The sequence below is a fragment of the Shimia aestuarii genome (genome assembly GCF_022814865.1).
Classification (GTDB): domain Bacteria; phylum Pseudomonadota; class Alphaproteobacteria; order Rhodobacterales; family Rhodobacteraceae; genus Shimia; species Shimia aestuarii_A.
Map to the genome: position 1 here is coordinate 193,085 of NZ_JAKVRD010000004.1, position 18,684 is coordinate 211,768.

Here is an 18,684-nt window from a genome sequence, read left to right on the forward strand (position 1 = left end):
GAGCAAACATATAAGGATTGTGAGGCGCGAGGTCCAGAGGTCGAAACCCCCTGTCGGTATCACGTCTGTATTACGTCGGTATCGCGTCGGTGCGAGACTCGCCGCCTTATGTCTTGCGGATGGTACGTTTGCGCACCGGAGCGGGGCGGACCCTTTGTTCGATCTGATCATAGAGCGCGCCGACAAGGTTCTTGTCGGTGGCTTTCTCGATGCCTTCGAAGCCCGGCGAGGAGTTCACTTCGAGCACCTTTGGGCCGGTTTCGGAACGTAGCATATCGACGCCAGCCATGTTGAGACCGAAGGCGCGGGCAGCGCGCACGGCTGTCTCGCGTTCGTCCTTGGAGATGCGCACTTTCTGGGCCGAGCCGCCAAGGTGCAGGTTGGAGCGGAAATCGCCTTCGGCCCCGGTGCGTTTGATTGCGCCGACGACCTTGGCGCCGATCACCATGCAGCGGATGTCTTCACCCGCCGCTTCCTTGACGAAATGCTGTACCAGAAAGTTGGCACGCAAACCGCGGAAGGCGGTGATGACGGATTCGGCGGCCTTCTTGGTTTCGGCGAGAACGACGCCCTTGCCTTGGGTGCTCTCAAGGAGTTTTACGATCATTGGCGCGCCGCCAACGATGTCGATCAGGTTCTTGGTATCCTTGGGCGAGGCGGCGAAGGCGGTGGCGGGCATGCCGATCTTGTGGCCTGCGAGAACTTGGTGGGCGTGGAGCTTGTCTCGGCTGGCGGAAATACCGCTGCTGCCGTTGACGCAATAGGTGCCCATGGTTTCGAACTGACGCAAGAGGGCGGTGCCATAGGGGGTAATTGAGGCGCCGATGCGCGGGATCACGGCGTCGTAGCGGGGCAGGCGTTTGCCGTCATAGTGAATTTCCGGGGCGAGGGCGTTGATCGACATGTAGCAGCGGGTGGTGTCGATGACCTCGACCGAATGGCCACGCGACTCGCCCTCTTCGACGAGACGGCGGGTCGAGTAGTTGTCTTCACGCGACAGAACCGCGATGCGCAGGGCGCGGTTGGGGGCGGTCTTGCGGATGTGCGAGGAGGAATAGACGGAATAGTCCAACTCGGGCTGGCAGAAGCGATCCGAGGGCATCACGGTGACGTTTTCGCCAAGCGCCTGCCGGCCAAGCAGCATGTGTAGGGCCATGCCGCGCCGGTCGGTCAGGGTCAATTCGATGGGCCACGTCTCGCCGCCGACGGAGAGCGTGCTTTCGATGACATAGCGCATTTCGCTTTCGCCATTGGAGGAGGTGATCTCGCGGCGGTCTTTGATCTCGGCCGAGCAGGGGATCAGGAGATCGTCATTGCCCGGAATCGGGTGCACCGTAAAGCGGACGCGGGGGCGGTCCTTGGTGCCGAAGGGTTCGATATCGGTTGCGTGGAGGGACGAGGTGCGGGCGCCGGTGTCAACCTTGGCGCGCATCGCGGGCAGGCCGAGATCGGGCAAACTGATCCATTCCTCCCAGCCGAGATTCAGGGGGGCGGGAGTTTGGGTATCGGTCATGCCTAGGCCTCCAGAGGGGTCGGGGGAATCGGTGGTGCGCACCGGTCAGGATGCAGCATGAAGCGCAGCCTGTGAACCGGTGCAAGCCCGAAGCGCGCCAGCGGCAGGACACCGCAGGCTGCCCCGCGTCAGTCGTTGATGTCGTGATCGAATGTCTTGGGGGCGCTGCCGCGCAGGGCAAAGCTTCGCCGCAGGATGAACCATGCGACGAGAGACAGAAGCGCTGCGATCAGAAGCAAGAGTGGCAATGACCATCCGGTGACCGACGGGATCAGCAGCAGGAGGCCGACGAGGGCGACACCGATGGCAAAGCCGAGGAAGACAAAGCCCGGCGCGAGAGTTTCGAGGATCGCAAGGCCAAGCGCGGCGGCGATCCAGAGCCACCACGTGGCGTAGAGGGGGATGCTCTCCATCAGGAGCCGCCTTTCAGGAGTTTGAACGCATCGCCAAAGGCCTCAAGCGCGGCGGCAGGCAGGACGATGGTCTGTTTGCCGTCGCCATTGCCGAGCGCGTTCAGGGCTTCGACCTGTTTCAGGGCGACCTGATATTGTGCCGCTTCGATGCCGTTCTCGCGGATCGCCTTGGCCACGACTTCGGTTGCATAAGCCTCGGCTTCGGCCGAGATGCGGCGGGCCTTTGCGGCCTGTTCGGCGGCGTAGAGGTCGGCGTCGGCAGACAGCTCGACCGCGCGCTTGGTGCCTTCGGCCTCGGTCACCTGGGCGCGGCGGGCGCGTTCAGCGTTGAGCTGTTGCAGCATGGCGTCGCGGGTGGCTTGGTCGAGGTTCACGTCGAGAATTTCGGCGCGGGTCACTTCGATGCCCCAGTCATCGATGGCGGATTCCACGGAGTTTTTGATGGTCGAGATCAGGCGGGCGCGGTTGGCCTGCACATCGTCGAGATCCATCATGCCGATCTCGGCGCGCACGATCCCGGCGACGGTTGTGGCGATGGCGGCGTCCACGTCGCGGATTCGGTAGACGGTCTTTTCCGGCTCGATGATGCGGTAGAAGACGGAGGTTTCCACCTCGAGAAGCACGTTGTCCTTGGTGATCGCGTCCTGGTTGGCGTTGGGGAGTTGGCGTTCGAGGATCGAGACCTGATGGCGGACCACGTCGAGGAAGGGCACGATCAGGTTGATGCCGGGGCCAAGCACCGCTTGCAGGCGGCCAAAGCGTTCGACCACGTGTTTCTCCGATTGCGGTACGATGCGCACGCCCTTGAGGATAACAATGACGACGAAGACCGCCGCCAGAAGGTAGAGAAGGTTGCTTGCAACGAAGTTGAGAAGAACGTCTTCGGACATGGGAGGCTCCGTAAATACGCGCCGGTTGGCGGATTGCGGACAGAGTGCGCAAGGCTGCGCCATTTTACAAGGCCGCGCTTTTGTGGTTGGAGAAAGAAAAACCCGAAAGGTATCGCATGACATCCAGCTTTTCCTTTGAACTTGAGGCCACCGACGGCGCGGCGCGCAAGGGCGTGATCCGGACCCCGCGTGGCGACATCCGCACGCCTGCTTTCATGCCGGTGGGCACGGCGGCGACGGTCAAGGCGATGATGCCCGAGAGCGTGCGAGACACGGGGGCGGATATCCTTCTCGGCAACACCTATCATCTGATGCTGCGCCCGACGGCAGAGCGGATTGATCGGTTGGGGGGCTTGCACAAGTTCATGAATTGGGACCGGCCAATCCTCACGGACTCGGGCGGGTTTCAGGTCATGAGCCTTGCCGACCTGCGCAAGCTCACCGAGAAGGGCGTGACCTTCAAAAGTCATATCGACGGCTCGCGCCATGAGTTGACGCCGGAGCGGTCGATGGAGATTCAGCGGTTGCTCGGCTCGGATATCGTTATGTGTTTCGACGAATGCCCGGCGCTTCCGGCGGATCGGGACCGGATCGCCGAGTCGATGCGGCTTTCGATGCGGTGGGCGGAGCGCTCGAAAGAGGCGTTTGGGGATCGACCGGGGCACGCGCTTTTCGGGATCATGCAGGGCGGGCTTGAGGCCGATCTGCGCGAGGAAAGTGCGCAGGCGCTCAAGGCCATCGGGTTCGATGGCTATGCGATTGGCGGGCTGGCCGTCGGCGAGGGGCAAGAGGCGATGTTCGATTGCCTCGACTATGCGCCGGGATACCTACCACAGGACAAGCCGCGCTACCTTATGGGGGTGGGCAAGCCGGATGATATCGTCGGCGCGGTCAAGCGCGGTATCGACATGATGGATTGCGTGTTGCCGAGCCGCTCGGGGCGCACGGGGCAGGCGTGGACCCGGCGGGGACAGGTCAATATCAAGAACGCGCGCCATGCGGATGATCCGCGCCCCTTGGATGAGCATTGCACCTGTCCGGCGTGCCGCAGCTATAGCCGGGCCTACCTGCACCATGTCTATCGTGCGGGCGAGATGATCTCGGGGATGCTGCTCACCTGGCACAACCTGCACTATTTCCAAGAGATCATGCAGGGGATGCGCGACGCGATTGCGGCGGGCACGTTCGAGGCATGGGAAGCGGAGTTCCACGCGACCCGCGCGCTTGGCGATATCGAGCCGGTCTAGACCTCGCCGTTCTCGACCGGGCCGGTGCCTGTGCGCCCGCGCAGTCCGTCGCGGATCGCGCGGGCAAGGTAGCGCAGGAAGGCGCGGGCCTCGCCCTTTTGATCGCGCGTTTTCATGAGCCAGCGCGGGATCAGATAGGCGAGGGTTGGCCAGACAAGTGGCCCCATCGCGCGGCGATAGAAGATCAGCAGATTGCGATGGTAGTAATAGGCTTTCCACACCGGGCGAAAGCCTGAGGTGCGCGTTGCAAGTGTCTGGCAATCATGGGTAAAGCGGAGTTTTGGCGCAAAGCCAAGACGCAGCCCCGCGCGGGTCAGGGCGAGGGTATAGAGCCCGTCTTCCATGTAAAGAAAAAGGTCAGGGTCTGGCAGGCCAATGGTGCGCACCGCCGTGCGGGTTAGGAAGAGGCCGACAAAGGACGAGGCCGCGACGGGGCGCGTATAGGGGCTGGCGTAGTCCTCGGGGGTGAGGTGCGCGGGGATGAAACCGGGGCCGGAAAGGCGGTTGACCAGCGGGCGGTTCATTTCGCAGATCGTGCCGTCCGGGTAATAGGCCGCGGCGGCGAGCGCGTCCCAGCCGGTCTTGTCCATCGCCCGGAAAGCGGCAAGCGCGCCGGGGTCAGGGCGGGCGTCATCATCCATCAGGAGATACCAATCGGGATCGAATGCCTCGCGCGCTTCGGTCAGCGCGCGGGCAAAGCCGCCCGCACCACCGAGATTGCGCTCGGTGAGCAAAATGCGGGTCTGGTCATCCTCAAGCGAGCGCAGCCAATCACGGGTGTCGGCGTCTGATCCATTGTCCACGATCACCAGATAATCCGCGCCTTCGCTGCGTAGCCGCGCAACGGTCTGGCGGATCTGGTCTGGGCGGTTCATCGTGACGACGAGGGCCGCGAGGGCGGGGGATTGGATCATTGAAACCGGGAGATCAGGGGCGGGACGGGGCGACGATAGCCTTGGGGCGCGGGGCTGTCCAGCAAGCCGGGAGCGCGGTTTGCTGGGGAATTTTTCATGCATTGCCCGGATTCGCGGCTTGTGGCTCCTGTCCGGGGGCGGCATTGTGTGCCGACGAGCCGGAACAGTTGAAACTGGCAGGGGTATGCCCCACCTTAGACTGTGAGGAAACGGAAACGGCCAAAGGGTTGCCGCTTATGGGGCCCGTGTCGTTTTGCCAAGAACAAGGACCGAGTATGCAAGAGCCTCTCAATTCTTCTTATCCTGTGCTGCCACTGCGCGATATCGTGGTGTTCCCGCACATGATCGTGCCGCTTTTCGTGGGGCGCGACAAATCTGTACGGGCGCTCGAAGAAGTCATGGCAGATGACAAGCAAATCCTTCTGTCGAGCCAGATCGACCCGGCGATTGATGACCCGGATGCCGATGGTATCTATCGCGCTGGCGTGTTGGCCAATGTGCTACAGCTTCTGAAACTGCCCGATGGCACCGTGAAGGTGCTGGTCGAGGGCGTAAGCCGTGTGCAGATCACCCATTTCATCGAAAACGACGATTTCTTTGAGGCCGAGGCCGAATACCTGACGGAGCTTCCGGGCGACGCAGCCACCATTGAGGCGCTTTTGCGGACCGTCACCGACGAGTTCGAGCGCTATGCCAAGGTCAAGAAGAACATCCCCGAAGAGGCGCTTTCGGCGGTCTCCGAGACAGTCGAGCCGCAAAAGCTTGCCGATCTCGTGGCGGGGCATCTTGGCATCGAGGTCGACCAGAAGCAGGAACTTCTGGAGACGCTTTCGGTCAGCGAGCGGCTTGAGAAGGTCTATGGTCTGATGCAGGGCGAAATGAGCGTCTTGCAGGTCGAGAAGAAGATCAAGACGCGCGTGAAATCCCAAATGGAGCGCACGCAGCGCGAATATTACCTGAATGAGCAGATGAAGGCCATTCAGAAGGAGCTTGGCGACGGTGAGGACGGCGAGGGCGAAATCGCTGAACTCGAAGAGAAGATCGCCGCAACCAAGCTTTCGAAAGAGGCCAAGGAAAAGGCCGAGGCGGAACTCAAGAAGCTCAAGAACATGAGCCCGATGAGCGCCGAGGCGACTGTCGTGCGCAACTATCTTGATTGGATGCTGTCGATCCCGTGGGGCAAGAAATCCCGCGTGAAGAAAGATCTAGGCCGTGCCGAAACGATCCTTGATGAGGATCACTACGGGCTTGCGAAGGTCAAGGAGCGCATTGTCGAATATCTCGCAGTGCAACAGCGGTCTGCCAAGCTCAAGGGGCCGATCCTGTGCCTTGTCGGGCCTCCGGGCGTCGGTAAGACCTCGCTTGGCAAATCCGTGGCCAAGGCGACGGGACGCGAATTTATCCGCATTTCCCTTGGTGGGGTGCGCGATGAGAGCGAAATCCGCGGCCACCGTCGGACCTATATCGGCTCCATGCCGGGCAAGATCATTCAGGCGCTGAAGAAGGCGAAGACGACGAACCCGCTTATCCTGCTCGATGAGATCGACAAGATGGGTCAGGACTTCCGGGGCGACCCGGCGTCGGCGATGCTCGAAGTGCTCGACCCGGAGCAGAACGGCACGTTTGTGGACCATTACCTTGAGGTTGAATACGACCTCAGCAACGTGATGTTCCTGACCACGGCCAATAGCTACAACATGCCGGGGCCGCTTCTCGACCGGATGGAGATCATCCCGCTGGCGGGCTACACCGAGGAAGAGAAGGCAGAGATCGCGACGCGGCACCTTGTGCCCAAGCAGGTCAAGAACCACGGGCTCAAGGCCAAGGAGTTCTCGATCGAGCCGGAGGCGCTCATGGAGATGATCCGTACCTATACCCGCGAGGCGGGGGTGCGGAACCTCGAGCGTGAGCTTGGCAAATTGGCGCGCAAGGCGGTGACCAAGATCGTCAAGGGCGAGACCGAAGCGGTCGACGTGACGCCGGAAAACCTTGACGATTTCCTTGGCGTGAAGAAGTTCCGCTATGGTCTCGCCGAGAAGGAAGATCAGGTCGGGGTTGTCACGGGGCTGGCCTATACCAGTGTCGGGGGCGATCTTCTCTCTATCGAGGCGCTGCGCCTGCCGGGCAAGGGCCGGATGAAGACCACCGGGAAGCTTGGCGATGTGATGAAGGAATCCATCGACGCGGCCTCGAGTTATGTGCGCTCTATCGCGCCGCAGATCGGGGTCAAGCCACCGCTGTTTGACAAGTGGGACATCCACGTTCACGTGCCGGACGGGGCGACGCCCAAGGACGGGCCGTCGGCGGGTCTTGCCATGGTGACGGCGATTGTCTCGACGCTCACGGGGATTCCGGTGCGCAAGGATATCGCCATGACCGGCGAGGTCACGCTGCGCGGCAATGCCTCGGCGATTGGCGGTCTCAAGGAGAAGCTTCTTGCGGCGCTGCGTGGCGGCGTGAAGACGGTGCTGATCCCCGAGGAAAACGAGAAAGACCTCGCGGAGATTCCCGACAACGTCAAGGAAGGCCTCGAGATCATCCCGGTGAGCCATGTGCGCGACGTGCTCAAGCTCGCGCTGGTACGAGAGCCGGATGCGATCGAATGGGACGAGGCGGCAGAAGTTGCCGCAGCCCTCGCGCGCGACGAAGGGACCAGCGCCACGGCGCATTGATCTCCGTCAGAGACCTGCAAATGACAAAGGGCGTGGAGAAATCCACGCCCTTTTTCGTTGGTCGGCGGTGCTATCAGTCCACCCGCGTCATCGACAGGCCGAGCATCCCGTAATCCACGGCAAGATAGCCGCCGGGCATGGTCAGGACCGCGTCGGGCGTATGGGCAAGCACATCCTGCGCCATGACGCCTTCGAAGACCTGAGGGTGGCCTTTGTAGCGGAAATGATAGAGCGGCAGACCGTTCGCGGCGGTGCCGACGCGGTCGATATCCGTCTTGAGACGCTCATCGCTTGGGGCGGGCAGGGGCGCAGGGCTGCTCGACGTTGCAAGAAGCGCCATGGTCAGTGCCAAGAGGCCGACAATGGCGATCGCCGGGGTCGAGGCACTGGCGGCGTCGTCAGCCACGGATTGTGAGGAGACCGTAGGTGTCCCAAAGGCTGTGGCCGGCGGGCCTGCCAAGGCGGTCGTGGCGGTCAGCGAGGTGATGAGAAGAGTGGCAATGGCGGTGTGTCGCATGACATAATCCCCTTGTTTGGCGCGCGTCACAAAGCGTTCTCGAAATGTCATCTGGAGTCAATGCGGCATGGCTGTTACGCTGTTTCCAAACCGAAAACAGTGAGGTGAGTCCAAGATGGCCAAGACGACCACAACCCGCGCCAAGAGCACGACGCGCAAACCCGCGGGCACCGCCCGTAAGACCACAACCAAGCGCAAGACGGCCAGCGCCGCCGCCGCAAAGCCGGTTGTCGTCAACGAGGCCAAGCCGGTGGTTGCCGGCCCCGAGATGAAAAAGAAAGAGCTGATCGACATGGTTGTCGAACGCTCCGGCATCAAGAAGCGCTTTGCCAAGCCGACCGTGGAAGCGATGCTTGCCGTGCTCGGCGAAGCACTGGACGAAGGGCGCGAGCTCAACCTGCGGCCATTCGGTAAAATGAAGGTACAGCGCGCCAAAGAAGTGTCGAACGGCAAGGTAATGAACGTCCGCCTGCGCCAGCCAAAAAAGCAGCCCGAGGGCGCGAAAGAAGGGGTTGCAGAGGCTGCGGAGTGAGGCTACATAGCGCGTCACCGGGTGATTAGCTCAGTGGTAGAGCGCTTCGTTCACATCGAAGATGTCAGGAGTTCAAATCTCTTATCACCCACCAGTTTCAAGGGCGCTCCCCGCAAGGGTTGAGCGCCCTTCTTCTTTTCGGGGACTGGTTTGGAAGGTCGGTGAAAATTCCTGTTGAACCCGCCCGCAGGCGCGGCTAATAAAGCGCGCATCGGGTCGTTAGCTCAGTTGGTAGAGCGCTTCGTTTACACCGAAGATGTCGGGAGTTCGAGCCTCTCACGACCCACCATCCCACTTCATTGATTTCAAAGAAGCCGCGTGGTCATGAAGCGTTTCGTCGTGCCTGACCGGGTGTTGTGCCGAAGACGCGTTTGAAGGCGCGGTTGAAGGCGGGTTCGGATTGGTAGCCGAGGTCGGCGGCGATGGATGCGATGGGGTGGCTGGTTTCGCGCAAGGAGCGCCGTGCAAGGTTCATGCGCCACTGGGCCAAGTATTGCATAGCAGGCGTGCCAACGAGACCGGTGAAGCGCGCCGCAAAGGCCGAGCGTGACATGCCCGCCACCTGTGCGAGGCTCTCGACCGTCCAATCGGCGGCCGGATCGCGATGAATGGCGACGATGGCGCGTCCGATCTGGGGATCTCGCGCGGCCTTGAGCCAACCGCGGTCGGCCTCTTGCGATCGGCTGAGCCAACGGCGGATCGCCTCGATCACAAGGACATCGGCCAGTCGGGTGATGACGGTTTCGCCACCGGGGCGCAACTCGCGGGCTTCGCGGGCGATAAACTGCAACGTGCCCTGGAGCCAGCTTCCGGCCTCTTCCTCCCACGGGTCGATTTTGAGCACATCCGGCAGAAGCGCCATCAGCATCGGGCTTGAGGCGTGATCGAGACGCACGAGCCCGTACATGATGCTGCATTCCGCCCCGCCACCGCCGTATTCGACTGTCTCATATAGCTCGGTCACCTTGCGGATCGGCAGGTCTTCGAGCTGCATCAGTCGGGCTTCGGCGTCGCTATAGAGGTTGATCGGGGCGCCGTGGGTCATCAGCACCAGATCGCCTTTCTGAATCTCGAAAGGGGCGTCGTCTCCGACTTTCATCCAAGCCCGACCGCCGATCACGACGGCAAAGCTCATCACTTCGGGAAAGCCGGGAATGGTGATGCCCCATGGCGCGCTAAGTCGCGACTGGCAGTAGAAGGTGCCGGTCAGTTTCAGCAGGTGCAGGATCTCGCCCAGCGGATCACCGGTGGGTTGCGCGAGGAGGTCGGGGTTTGGGACGTGGGGCTGTGTCATGGGGGTATTGTGGCGCGATTATCACCTTGCGTCCAGATGTGCTGGACGATGGGGTAATAAATCCGGACGTGCGGGAATTGTTCATCCAGAGCGCGTCGATACCTTGGGGGCATCAAACGACCTATGCATCCCAAGGAGAACCCCATGCATACCAAAACCACTCTAGTTCTTGGCGCCACCGGTAAGACCGGATCGCGTGTTGCGCGCCGCCTCGAAGCGCTTGGCCTGCCGGTGCGCCGCGGGTCGCGTCGCGCGGCGCGGCCTTTCGATTGGAGCGCGCCAGAGACATGGCCTGCCGCGCTTGAAGGCGTGTCCTCTGTCTATATCTCGTATTTCCCTGATATCGCCGTGCCCGGCGCGGTGGAGGCCGTTTCGGCCCTTGTTGATCTGGCGCGTGCCTCGGGCGTTGAAAAGCTTGTCCTGCTGACTGGACGGGGCGAGCACCATGCACAGCGCGCGGAAGAGGTGGTGCGCGGCTCTGGTCTGCGCTTTACCATCGTGCGCGCGGCCTGGTTCGCTCAGAACTTCTCGGAAGGGGCTTTGCATGCGCCGGTGATGGCAGGCGTGGTCCCGATGCCGGGCGGCGAGGTGCAGGAACCGATTGTCGATGTCGACGATATCGCCGATGTGGCGGTCGCGGCGCTGACCGAACCGGGCCATGACGGCGCGCTTTATGAAGTGACCGGTCCGCGCCTGATGACCTTTGCCGAGATGGCCGAAGCGCTTTCAAAGGCCAGCGGCCGGTCGGTCGCACATGCGCCGATTTCGTTTGAGGATTTCCATGCGGCTTTGCTCGAAGCGCAGGGCGAGATGATCGCCGATGTGCTGACGGGGATCGCGCGGGAAACGTTGGACGGGCGCAACGCCTATGTGACCGACGGTGTGCAGCGCGCCCTGGGCCGAGCGCCGCGTGACTTCCTCACCTTTGCAGAAACCGCCGCACAGAGCGGCGCCTGGGCCGATGCGGCCTGAACCAGATCAGCTATTGAAAGGATAAACACATGACACTCTTTCAGAAACTCATCCTCGGGGTCGCAGGCCTCACAGGGCTTGGGATCGGCCTTGCCATCACCTTTGTTCCACAGGCCTTCTATGCCGGCTACGGGATCGAGATCAGCCAAAATCCGGCCGCTCTTAGCGAGTTGCGCGCGCCCGGTGCCAACCTTGCCGCTCTTGGCGCCTTGGTCTTCGTGGGCGCCATCCGGCCCGGCCTCGCGCATTTGTCCGCCGCGCTTGGGACGCTTGTCTATTTTGCTTTTGTCTTCGGGCGTCTGGTCAGCATTGTGCTTGACGGCTGGCCCGGCGATGCGATCGCCAGTGTTCTTGGTCTTGAAGTCCTCATCGGGGCGCTGTGCCTCGTGGTATGGCGGCAGATCGCACGAGGCGCGACCGCGCTTCGGCAGACCACCGCACTGCATGGATGACGGTGCGAGACCGGGGCGGGGCCGTTTGGATGGCCTCGCCCCACGCCTCTGGTCTGAGGCTGCCTGATGCGGCGCTGCGCCTGTGTCGCATGGGCTCTGCTTTTGCTGGACACAGCGCGGTTTTTCTGCGACGACGCAAGGGATGGTGTCCGGCCTTGCGTGGCCGGCTGAAAAGGGAATGTGGTGCGGGCCTTGGCCCAAGTCCACGACTGCCCCCGCAACTGTGAGCGGTGAGCGACCCCGAGACACGCCACTGAACCCAGACCCGCAATGCGGGCGGTTCGGGAAGGTTCGGGAGAGCAACGACCCGCAAGTCAGGAGACCTGCCATCTCCGGCGTGCTTCGCGCGCTGCAGTCACTTTAACCCTGGCGGGGTGCCACGGGCCGGAGAGACCGGGATGGACGCTATATACGTCACGCGATCGCCGCTGCGCCGCTTACCCTCGCTTCTTGCGCGGAGGGCGCGATGCTTCTGAAACGGACGATTTCTCAACTTGATATTGGCTATGTCTGCCCGGATCGGGCGACCGAGCTTGGCCAGCTTGGATATATGCAGTGGCTTGGGGCGCTGAAGCCGATGGCGCATTATCGCGAAGAGGCGATGCAGGCCTATACCGCGGCAATGCCGTTCATTGCCACATCCCCCGCCATTGCGGTTTTTTGCGATCTGCTTCTGGCGTCGATGCGGGTGCCGATTGAGCCATTGCCCTTGGCGCTGCCGCGCAAGCTTCGGCGCGGTGGGGCTCGGGCGCGGCGCGCGGCAACGTGACGGCATGAGACGCTTTCCCCCTGAACGGATCGTGTGCCTGACAGAGGAAACGGTCGAGACGCTTTATCTTCTTGGTGCGGAAGATCGGATCGTTGGCGTGTCGGGCTATGCGGTGCGCCCCAAGCGGGTGCGGGCCGAGAAGCCTCGGGTTTCGGCGTTTACCTCGGCGGATATCCCCAAGATTCTCGCGCTTGAGCCTGACCTTGTGTTGACCTTTTCAGACTTGCAGGCCGATATCGCCGCGGCCTTGTTGCGCGAAGGCGTCACGGTGATGGGCTATAATCAGCGCGACGTTGCCGGGATCCTTGCGATGATCCGACACCTGGGCGCGATGGTGGGGCAGAGCAAGCGCGCGGCGCGACTTGTGCATCACTATGAGCAGAGGTTGGCGAAACTCGAAGCGAAGGCCGAGGGGCGGGCCCGTCCGACGGTCTATTTCGAGGAATGGGATGAACCGATGATCACCGGTATCGGCTGGGTTTCCGAGTTGATCGAGATTGCGGGCGGGCGCGAGGCATTCCCAGAGCTTGCAGGCAAGGACAAGGCCAAAGACCGTTTCGTAACCCCTCAACAGGTGATCGCAGCCGCGCCTGACGTGATCCTAGCGTCTTGGTGCGGCAAGAAAGTCCGGCCTGAGAAAATCGCGGCGCGCGCCGGATGGGACAGCATTCCCGCGGTGCGGGAGGGGCGGATTGTCGAGATCAAATCGCCCTTGATCCTACAGCCCGGTCCTGCCGCATTGACCGATGGGTTGGACGCGATCGCCGCGGCATTGGCCTAGCGCTTTGGCTAGAGAAAAGGCCGACCCCTCGGAGGGATCGGCCTTTGGTAGCTTCATGCGGCCTCGGGGAGGCGCGGCGATCAGACGAAGAGGAAATCGTCCTCAGTATAGCCGTTCACACCGTCGCGCACGTCGGTATACGCCACACCCTCGAGCAGGATCGAGTTGTCCCCGTCCACGATCTTGGCAAAGCCGCCCTCGTCGACAAGGTGGTTGGCGATCAGGTCATTGTAGTCGGTGATCTCGGTCACGCCGGACAGGTCGACCTTTTCGAGGTTGGCAGCGGCAAAGTCGCGAATGATGTCGTGCCCGAAGCCATCGTCAAAGACGAAGGTATCGGCCATTTCGCCGCCCGTCAGGGTATCGTTGCCGATTCCACCGTTGAGAATATCGCGGCCCTTGCTGCCAAAGAGCCTATCATAGCCGTTACCGCCGAGGATCGTGTCATCGCCACGACCGCCGAACAGGCGATCTCCGCCAATACCGCCTTCGATCAGGTCAGCGCCGCCATGACCATAGATCCGGTCGTTGTCGCCTTCGCCATAGAGGTCATCGTGGCCGTTGCCGCCATAGATGGTGTCGTTGCCGTCGCCACCATAGGCCACATCGCCGTTTTTCATGCCGCGCAGGGTGTCGTCGCCTTCGCCGCCTTCGAGCCGGTCAAAGCCGTCTCCGCCGATAAGGCTGTCGATGCCGTTGTTGCCGAGCAGGGTATCGTCTCCAACGTCACCGGTGAGGGTATCGTTGCCAGCGCCGCCCTGAAGCTCGTTATCGGCGGCGTTGCCGACGATTTCGTCATTGCCGCTGCCGCCGATGGCGTTCTCAATCAGCGAGCGGGCGTCGCCCTCGTATTGCAGGGCGTTGAAGATGCTGCCGCGTGCGGTTTCGGAGCCGATGTCATACTTGTCCAGTTCTGCGAGCTGGGTCTGGTCGAAGACCGAGTGCTGGCCGGGGCGCAGGTCGATTTCGAGGTCGCTCGAATAGGCGGAAAGATCGTAGGTGTCGGTGCCGCCACCGTCCCAGATCGTCGCAAAAATCACGTTGCCGCCCGCGTCGATGGCCACTTGGCCATTCACCAGCGTGTCGCCGGAACCGGGGTTCCATTTGTAGACGGTATCGCCGGAGTTGGTCGTGAAATCGGCACCATACATGTATTGCAGCGCGGCGATATCGGCCATCATCCAGGTCTGGGCATAGCCCCAAGTTTCGTTGGTGTAGCCACCGCCAGTATATGCCCCGACATAGGAGGCATAGGTCATGATCGAGTATTCCATCGAGTCATAGGCATAGGGAAGGTCGGTGAACTCCCAGTAGGAGTGACCGTGGCTCAGGCCAAGCGCGTGGCCAAGCTCGTGGATATGGGTCGCCCAGGCGTAGTTGCCCGCTTGCGGGGTCTGGTAGATGTTGTTGCTATATGGGCCGAACCAGACGTCGCCGTTGTCATCAGAGCCGTTCGTCTCGTCATTGCCCGGGAAGTCGCCGACTCGTGCGGTCGGGACAAGGTAGGAGGTCGTGTTGGCGATGCGAATATGTTCGCGGGAAGAAAAAGACGAATCCGGAGTGGTGTCCAGGTCGATGCCCAGATTTGTGAACCCTTCCACGGAGAAGCCGGCGGAAGCGGCGCTATTGGTGCCGTTATCCGCATCGAGGGCGAATTGTACGGCCAGTTTCTGCTGGTTGGTCACATCGACATGGTTTGCGGGCAGATCGGTGAGCCCATCGGAGCTGAAATAGCTGTAGACCGAACCGTCGGTCGTGAAGGAATACTCGATCGTGGCGTCGCTCCAACGCTGGTTGGTCAAGACGCCGTCGATGAAATCATCGCCGCTCTGGGTGACGAGGGTTGTGCTATTACCAATGCCGCTCATACTCGTGATCTTTCCGTCTGGTATGCTCGAGGCGGGAAATGACTCGGGCAAATATCAAGGTCAAATGTTCAGATCGTCTACGTGCAATCTTTGAGGGAATGCCGATCTCGCTATGCGTCTTCTATCTTGTGCCAAGGGATTCGAGTCAACCCGCGTTTACCTTTGGTTTACCTCCTTTCGGAGGGGCATGGCGTCGCATGTGTTGGGCCGTCGAAACCAACTGCCTTCGGCCCCGGAGATCGCATGAAAACCGGTGTCCTATGTGGGAAGGTGTCTGGGTTTGCGAGAGGGGGAACAGGGCCGTCAAAAAACTTTCGCATCGCGCGGGATATGCGCTTGACGCGCCCTCTGCCTCAGCCTAAACACCGCCTCACGCTCGGGCCAAGCCCCGGGCGGACAGTGAGCGGTTGTAGCTCAGTTGGTTAGAGTACCGGCCTGTCACGCCGGGGGTCGCGGGTTCGAGCCCCGTCAACCGCGCCACCACTGTCCGTCCAGCTTCCGAAGCGTATGCGCGGTTGTAGCTCAGTTGGTTAGAGTACCGGCCTGTCACGCCGGGGGTCGCGGGTTCGAGCCCCGTCAACCGCGCCACTTCTTCCCTGAAAGGTCAGAAAAGTATATTGGCATGGATCGACAGGCTTCGTTGGCGCGACGTGACGCTTGTGGCGTTGTTGTTGGGGTTGGCGCCGTTCCTGCCTGAGCCGCACCTATGGGAAAAGCTCAAGATGCTCGGGGCCGGCACATTGGTGCGCCCGCTCGATTGGTTCGACCTCGCGATGCATGGTGCCCCGGTTCTTGTTCTTGCGATCAAGGGGCTGCGTTCTGGTAGGTCCGGCTAAAGATCGGCGGTTGGTGCGCGCTACGCGATTGCGTCCTGTCTATTGAGCGCCCGCAAATCGGTTGCGGACGCTCAAATAAGGTTACCCCTTGCTCAGTTCGTCCAAGATCCGCGCCCAGGACCGCGTGCCTTTGTGGAAGCTTTCGAGGTCGTATTTCTCGTTCGGGGAGTGGATTTGGTCGTCGTCGCGGCCAAAACCAATGAGCATCGAGTCCATACCGAGGATTTCTTTGAAATAGCCCGCGATCGGGATCGAGCCGCCACAGCCGACATAGGCCGCCGGGCGCGGCCATTCATCGGAAAGCGCCTTGCGCGCCTTCTCGAAGGCGGGATCGTCGATGGACATTTGCGAGGCGGGTGCGCCCTTGTCGGTGCGGTATTCGACGGTGAACCCCTCGGGGAGGTTGTCTTCGAGGTAGTTTCGGAAGGCCTTGCGGATCTTATCGGGGTCTTGTTGGCCAACGAGGCGGAAAGAGACCTTGGCCGAGGCTTCTGATGGCAGCACGGTCTTGAAGCCGTCGCCAGTATAGCCGCCCCAGATCCCGTTCACATCGCAGGTTGGGCGCGACCAGATCATCTCGAGCGGGGTACGATCTTGTTCGCCTGCGGGCGACTTCAGACCGACATCGCCGAGAAAACTCTCGTGGTCGAAATTGAGGCCCTGCCACTGGGCGCGAATCTCGTCGGCCAGCTCGGGTACGTCATCATAGAAGCCGGGCAGGGTAATGGCGCCGGTCTCATCATGCAGCCCGGCGAGGATTCTCGTCAGAACGCGGATCGGATTCATGGCAATGCCGCCATACATGCCCGAATGGAGATCGCGGGAGGGGCCAGTGATGGTAAAGTCCTCACCGAGAAGGCCACGCAGCTGTGTCGTGATCGCGGGCACGGAGCTTTCGAAGAGGCCCGTATCGCAAATCAGAGCGATATCGGCGCCGAGTTCCTTGGCGTTTTCCTCCATGAAGGGGACAAGGGAGGGCGAGCCTGATTCTTCTTCTCCTTCGAAAAAGAAAGTAATTTTGCAGGGCAATTTGCCGTGCACCGCGATCCAGGCGCGGCAGGCTTCGACGAATGTCATCAGCTGGCCCTTGTCGTCGGAGGATCCACGGCCACGGATCACTTTTCCTTTAGGCGTGTCCTCGATTGCGGGCTCAAACGGCGGGGTATCCCAAAGCTCGAGAGGATCGACGGGTTGCACATCATAGTGGCCATAGAAAAGAAGGTGTGGCCCGTCGCCATCGACATGGCCAACGACCATGGGATGGCCGGGCGTGGGGCGTTTTTCAGCCGAAATTCCAAGCGCTTGCAGTTCTGACACAAGCCAATCCGCAGCTTTGTCGCAATCCTCTTTATAGGCCGGATCGGTCGAAACCGAGGGAATCCGCAGCAGATCGAGCAGCCGCTCGGTAGCGGCGTCGAGATCGGAATCAATACGGGACAGAACAGTGTCGAGAGACATGCGGATTTCTCCTTGCGCGTTCGGGTGGGAATGTGATTTGGGAGGGAGCCTAACAGCGATCGCAGGACTGTCCAGCGGGCTTGACCGAGATCAATGTTAAAGGTGCTACGAAATGTAACGTATTGCTCGATGGACGCGCGCGATATATCCATTCATGAACGTGAATAAATGTGGCATCTCCGACCCGCGCAAGCGAATGCCAGTTAAGATCGGGAGAACACCTTTGGATTATAATGCCAAGCTCGATGACGCTCTGAACCGCCTTCATGAAGAGGGCCGGTACCGGACGTTTATCGATATCGAACGCGAAAAAGGTAACTTCCCGCATGCTGTCTGGACCCGTCCGGACGGGGAAAAACAGCCGATCACCGTGTGGTGCGGCAATGACTATCTCGGCATGGGTCAGCATCCCGTTGTCCTCGCCGCGATGCATGAAGCCGTGGATGCGACGGGCGCCGGGTCGGGCGGGACGCGCAACATCTCGGGCACGACCGTTTATCACAAGCGCCTCGAGGCAGAGCTTGCCGATCTTCACCAGAAGGAATCGGCGCTGCTGTTTACCTCGGCCTATATCGCCAATGATGCGACGCTCTCGACCCTGCCAAAGCTCTTCCCGGGGCTCATTATCTATTCTGACGAGTTGAACCACGCCTCGATGATCGAAGGTGTGCGCCGCAATGGCGGGGCCAAGCGCATCTTCCGCCACAACGACGTGCAGCATCTGCGCGAACTGCTCGAGGCGGATGATCCGGCGGCGCCGAAGCTCATCGCCTTTGAATCCGTCTATTCGATGGACGGCGATTTCGGCCCGATCGAGGCGATTCTCGATCTTGCGGATGAATTCAACGCTCTGACCTATATCGACGAGGTGCACGCGGTCGGTATGTACGGCGCGCGCGGGGCAGGGATCTGTGAACGCGATGGCCTGATGGACCGTCTCGACATTATCAACGGAACGTTGGCCAAGGCCTATGGCGTCATGGGCGGCTATATCGCGGCAAGCGCAAAGATGTGCGACGCGGTGCGCTCTTATGCGCCGGGGTTCATCTTCTCGACCTCGCTTGCTCCGGCATTGGCCGCAGGCGCGACAGCATCTGTCGCCTTCCTCAAGACCAGCGAGGGCCAGAAGCTGCGCGACAAGCATCAGGAACAGGCCAAGGTGCTCAAACTGCGCCTGAAGGGCATGGGCCTGCCGATCATCGACCACGGCAGCCATATCGTGCCGGTGATCGTCGGCGATCCGGTGCATACCAAGAAACTTTCGGACATGCTTTTGCAGGATTTCGGCATCTACGTGCAGCCGATCAACTTCCCCACCGTGCCGCGCGGCACGGAACGCCTCCGCTTCACGCCGTCGCCGGTGCATGGGCCGAAGGAAATGGACAAGCTTGTCCGCGCGATGGATCAGCTTTGGTCGCACTGTGCGCTGAATCGTGCCGAGCTTGCCGGGTGACCTGCAAGTAAGGTGCAATTTCTGTTGCGCTGTGTTACTTTAGCCTCAACAAAGAACCCGATCCGAATCGGGAAACGGTAACGGATCGGCATTGCAGTGAGGC

General features: G+C 61.3%; 17 protein-coding genes, 4 tRNA genes and 1 riboswitch. Of the genes, 13 read left to right on the forward strand and 8 right to left on the reverse strand.

Annotation, left to right across the window (positions count from 1 at the left end):
- Positions 1-106: 106 nt before the first annotated feature.
- The 3 genes from rimK to MK745_RS06230 form a co-directional block, all read right to left on the reverse strand.
- Positions 107-1,513 (reverse strand): 30S ribosomal protein S6--L-glutamate ligase, encoded by a 1,407-nt coding sequence (gene rimK, locus MK745_RS06220; RefSeq protein WP_243612415.1) that lies wholly within the window; start codon positions 1,511-1,513, stop codon positions 107-109.
- A gap of 128 nt (positions 1,514-1,641) precedes the next feature.
- Positions 1,642-1,926 carry an NfeD family protein gene (locus MK745_RS06225; RefSeq protein ID WP_243612416.1) on the reverse strand — a complete coding sequence of 95 codons (285 nt, stop codon included), beginning with the start codon at positions 1,924-1,926 and terminating at the stop codon, positions 1,642-1,644.
- Positions 1,926-2,816, reverse strand: a complete 891-nt coding sequence (locus MK745_RS06230; protein WP_243612417.1) for an SPFH domain-containing protein — start codon at positions 2,814-2,816, stop codon at positions 1,926-1,928. The genes MK745_RS06225 and MK745_RS06230 overlap by 1 nt, the downstream gene beginning before the upstream one ends.
- 116 nt (positions 2,817-2,932) lie before the next feature.
- On the opposite strand from MK745_RS06230, the gene tgt reads away from it, so the two are divergent.
- Positions 2,933-4,063: a tRNA guanosine(34) transglycosylase Tgt gene (gene tgt, locus MK745_RS06235; RefSeq protein WP_243612418.1), complete on the forward strand. Its 1,131-nt coding sequence runs from the start codon at positions 2,933-2,935 to the stop codon at positions 4,061-4,063.
- Here tgt and MK745_RS06240 read toward each other — a convergent pair.
- The gene (locus MK745_RS06240; RefSeq protein WP_243612419.1) at positions 4,060-4,977 is read right to left on the reverse strand and encodes a glycosyltransferase; all 918 of its coding nucleotides are present in this window, start codon (positions 4,975-4,977) and stop codon (positions 4,060-4,062) included. The genes tgt and MK745_RS06240 overlap by 4 nt on opposite strands.
- A gap of 275 nt (positions 4,978-5,252) precedes the next feature.
- On the opposite strand from MK745_RS06240, the gene lon reads away from it, so the two are divergent.
- Positions 5,253-7,649 carry an endopeptidase La gene (lon, locus tag MK745_RS06245; RefSeq protein ID WP_243612420.1) on the forward strand — a complete coding sequence of 799 codons (2,397 nt, stop codon included), beginning with the start codon at positions 5,253-5,255 and terminating at the stop codon, positions 7,647-7,649.
- 73 nt (positions 7,650-7,722) lie between these two features.
- Here lon and MK745_RS06250 read toward each other — a convergent pair whose 3' ends face one another.
- Positions 7,723-8,166 carry a tail fiber domain-containing protein gene (locus MK745_RS06250; RefSeq protein WP_243612421.1) on the reverse strand — a complete coding sequence of 148 codons (444 nt, stop codon included), beginning with the start codon at positions 8,164-8,166 and terminating at the stop codon, positions 7,723-7,725.
- Positions 8,167-8,281: 115 nt separating this feature from the next.
- Here MK745_RS06250 and MK745_RS06255 point away from each other — a divergent pair, with 115 nt between their 5' ends.
- The 3 genes from MK745_RS06255 to MK745_RS06265 all read left to right on the forward strand — a co-directional run bounded on the left by MK745_RS06255 (position 8,282) and on the right by MK745_RS06265 (position 8,987).
- Complete coding sequence (locus MK745_RS06255; protein WP_243612422.1) at positions 8,282-8,698, forward strand: HU family DNA-binding protein; 417 nt, start codon at positions 8,282-8,284, stop codon at positions 8,696-8,698.
- A gap of 19 nt (positions 8,699-8,717) precedes the next feature.
- A tRNA-Val gene (locus MK745_RS06260) sits at positions 8,718-8,792 on the forward strand.
- A gap of 119 nt (positions 8,793-8,911) precedes the next feature.
- Positions 8,912-8,987: transfer RNA gene (locus tag MK745_RS06265), tRNA-Val, on the forward strand.
- Positions 8,988-9,020: 33 nt separating this feature from the next.
- Here the strand turns inward: MK745_RS06265 and MK745_RS06270 are convergent.
- Positions 9,021-9,992: an AraC family transcriptional regulator gene (locus MK745_RS06270; RefSeq protein WP_243612423.1), complete on the reverse strand. Its 972-nt coding sequence runs from the start codon at positions 9,990-9,992 to the stop codon at positions 9,021-9,023.
- Positions 9,993-10,136: 144 nt separating this feature from the next.
- Between MK745_RS06270 and MK745_RS06275 the strand changes: the two genes are divergently transcribed.
- The 4 genes from MK745_RS06275 (at position 10,137) to MK745_RS06290 (ending at position 12,966) form a co-directional block, all read left to right on the forward strand.
- Positions 10,137-10,964, forward strand: coding sequence for an NAD(P)H-binding protein (locus MK745_RS06275; RefSeq protein WP_243612424.1), 828 nt, complete (start codon positions 10,137-10,139; stop codon positions 10,962-10,964).
- A gap of 29 nt (positions 10,965-10,993) precedes the next feature.
- The gene (locus MK745_RS06280) at positions 10,994-11,416 is read left to right on the forward strand and encodes a DUF4345 domain-containing protein (RefSeq protein WP_243612425.1); all 423 of its coding nucleotides are present in this window, start codon (positions 10,994-10,996) and stop codon (positions 11,414-11,416) included.
- A gap of 126 nt (positions 11,417-11,542) precedes the next feature.
- Positions 11,543-11,761: riboswitch (cobalamin riboswitch) on the forward strand.
- Positions 11,762-11,882: 121 nt separating this feature from the next.
- On the forward strand, positions 11,883-12,185 hold the full coding sequence (locus tag MK745_RS06285; RefSeq protein ID WP_243612426.1) for a hypothetical protein: 303 nt from the start codon (positions 11,883-11,885) through the stop codon (positions 12,183-12,185).
- A gap of 4 nt (positions 12,186-12,189) precedes the next feature.
- Complete coding sequence (locus tag MK745_RS06290) at positions 12,190-12,966, forward strand: cobalamin-binding protein (protein ID WP_243612427.1); 777 nt, start codon at positions 12,190-12,192, stop codon at positions 12,964-12,966.
- Between the two features lie 80 nt (positions 12,967-13,046).
- Here the strand turns inward: MK745_RS06290 and MK745_RS06295 are convergent, their stop codons facing one another.
- Positions 13,047-14,834, reverse strand: a complete 1,788-nt coding sequence (locus MK745_RS06295) for a M10 family metallopeptidase (RefSeq protein ID WP_243612428.1) — start codon at positions 14,832-14,834, stop codon at positions 13,047-13,049.
- Between the two features lie 403 nt (positions 14,835-15,237).
- Here MK745_RS06295 and MK745_RS06300 point away from each other — a divergent pair.
- The 3 genes from MK745_RS06300 to MK745_RS06310 all read left to right on the forward strand — a co-directional run bounded on the left by MK745_RS06300 (position 15,238) and on the right by MK745_RS06310 (position 15,670).
- Positions 15,238-15,314 (forward strand) — tRNA-Asp (locus tag MK745_RS06300).
- A gap of 31 nt (positions 15,315-15,345) precedes the next feature.
- Positions 15,346-15,422, forward strand: a tRNA-Asp gene (locus MK745_RS06305).
- Positions 15,423-15,451: 29 nt separating this feature from the next.
- Complete coding sequence (locus MK745_RS06310) at positions 15,452-15,670, forward strand: RND transporter (protein ID WP_243612429.1); 219 nt, start codon at positions 15,452-15,454, stop codon at positions 15,668-15,670.
- An 81-nt stretch (positions 15,671-15,751) separates the two neighbouring features.
- On the opposite strand, the gene MK745_RS06315 is transcribed toward MK745_RS06310, so the two are convergent.
- Positions 15,752-17,128 (reverse strand): M20/M25/M40 family metallo-hydrolase, encoded by a 1,377-nt coding sequence (locus MK745_RS06315; protein ID WP_243612430.1) that lies wholly within the window; start codon positions 17,126-17,128, stop codon positions 15,752-15,754.
- A gap of 223 nt (positions 17,129-17,351) precedes the next feature.
- Here MK745_RS06315 and hemA point away from each other — a divergent pair, with 223 nt between their 5' ends.
- The gene (gene hemA, locus MK745_RS06320) at positions 17,352-18,581 is read left to right on the forward strand and encodes a 5-aminolevulinate synthase (RefSeq protein ID WP_243612431.1); all 1,230 of its coding nucleotides are present in this window, start codon (positions 17,352-17,354) and stop codon (positions 18,579-18,581) included.
- The last annotated feature ends 103 nt before the right edge of the window (positions 18,582-18,684 follow it).

What these genes read in the sequence shown, in the direction of transcription:
- MK745_RS06255 (WP_243612422.1), top strand. Translation starts at nt 8,282, where the DNA reads ATGGCCAAGACGACCACAACCCGCGCCAAGAGCACGACGCGCAAACCC.
- MK745_RS06295 (WP_243612428.1), bottom strand. Translation starts at nt 14,834, where the DNA reads ATGAGCGGCATTGGTAATAGCACAACCCTCGTCACCCAGAGCGGCGAT.
- rimK (WP_243612415.1), bottom strand. Translation starts at nt 1,513, where the DNA reads ATGACCGATACCCAAACTCCCGCCCCCCTGAATCTCGGCTGGGAGGAA.
- MK745_RS06315 (WP_243612430.1), bottom strand. Translation starts at nt 17,128, where the DNA reads ATGTCTCTCGACACTGTTCTGTCCCGTATTGATTCCGATCTCGACGCC.
- MK745_RS06270 (WP_243612423.1), bottom strand. Translation starts at nt 9,992, where the DNA reads ATGACACAGCCCCACGTCCCAAACCCCGACCTCCTCGCGCAACCCACC.
- MK745_RS06290 (WP_243612427.1), top strand. Translation starts at nt 12,190, where the DNA reads ATGAGACGCTTTCCCCCTGAACGGATCGTGTGCCTGACAGAGGAAACG.
- MK745_RS06250 (WP_243612421.1), bottom strand. Translation starts at nt 8,166, where the DNA reads ATGCGACACACCGCCATTGCCACTCTTCTCATCACCTCGCTGACCGCC.
- MK745_RS06285 (WP_243612426.1), top strand. Translation starts at nt 11,883, where the DNA reads ATGCTTCTGAAACGGACGATTTCTCAACTTGATATTGGCTATGTCTGC.
- MK745_RS06280 (WP_243612425.1), top strand. Translation starts at nt 10,994, where the DNA reads ATGACACTCTTTCAGAAACTCATCCTCGGGGTCGCAGGCCTCACAGGG.
- MK745_RS06240 (WP_243612419.1), bottom strand. Translation starts at nt 4,977, where the DNA reads ATGATCCAATCCCCCGCCCTCGCGGCCCTCGTCGTCACGATGAACCGC.
- MK745_RS06230 (WP_243612417.1), bottom strand. Translation starts at nt 2,816, where the DNA reads ATGTCCGAAGACGTTCTTCTCAACTTCGTTGCAAGCAACCTTCTCTAC.
- tgt (WP_243612418.1), top strand. Translation starts at nt 2,933, where the DNA reads ATGACATCCAGCTTTTCCTTTGAACTTGAGGCCACCGACGGCGCGGCG.
- MK745_RS06275 (WP_243612424.1), top strand. Translation starts at nt 10,137, where the DNA reads ATGCATACCAAAACCACTCTAGTTCTTGGCGCCACCGGTAAGACCGGA.
- lon (WP_243612420.1), top strand. Translation starts at nt 5,253, where the DNA reads ATGCAAGAGCCTCTCAATTCTTCTTATCCTGTGCTGCCACTGCGCGAT.
- MK745_RS06225 (WP_243612416.1), bottom strand. Translation starts at nt 1,926, where the DNA reads ATGGAGAGCATCCCCCTCTACGCCACGTGGTGGCTCTGGATCGCCGCC.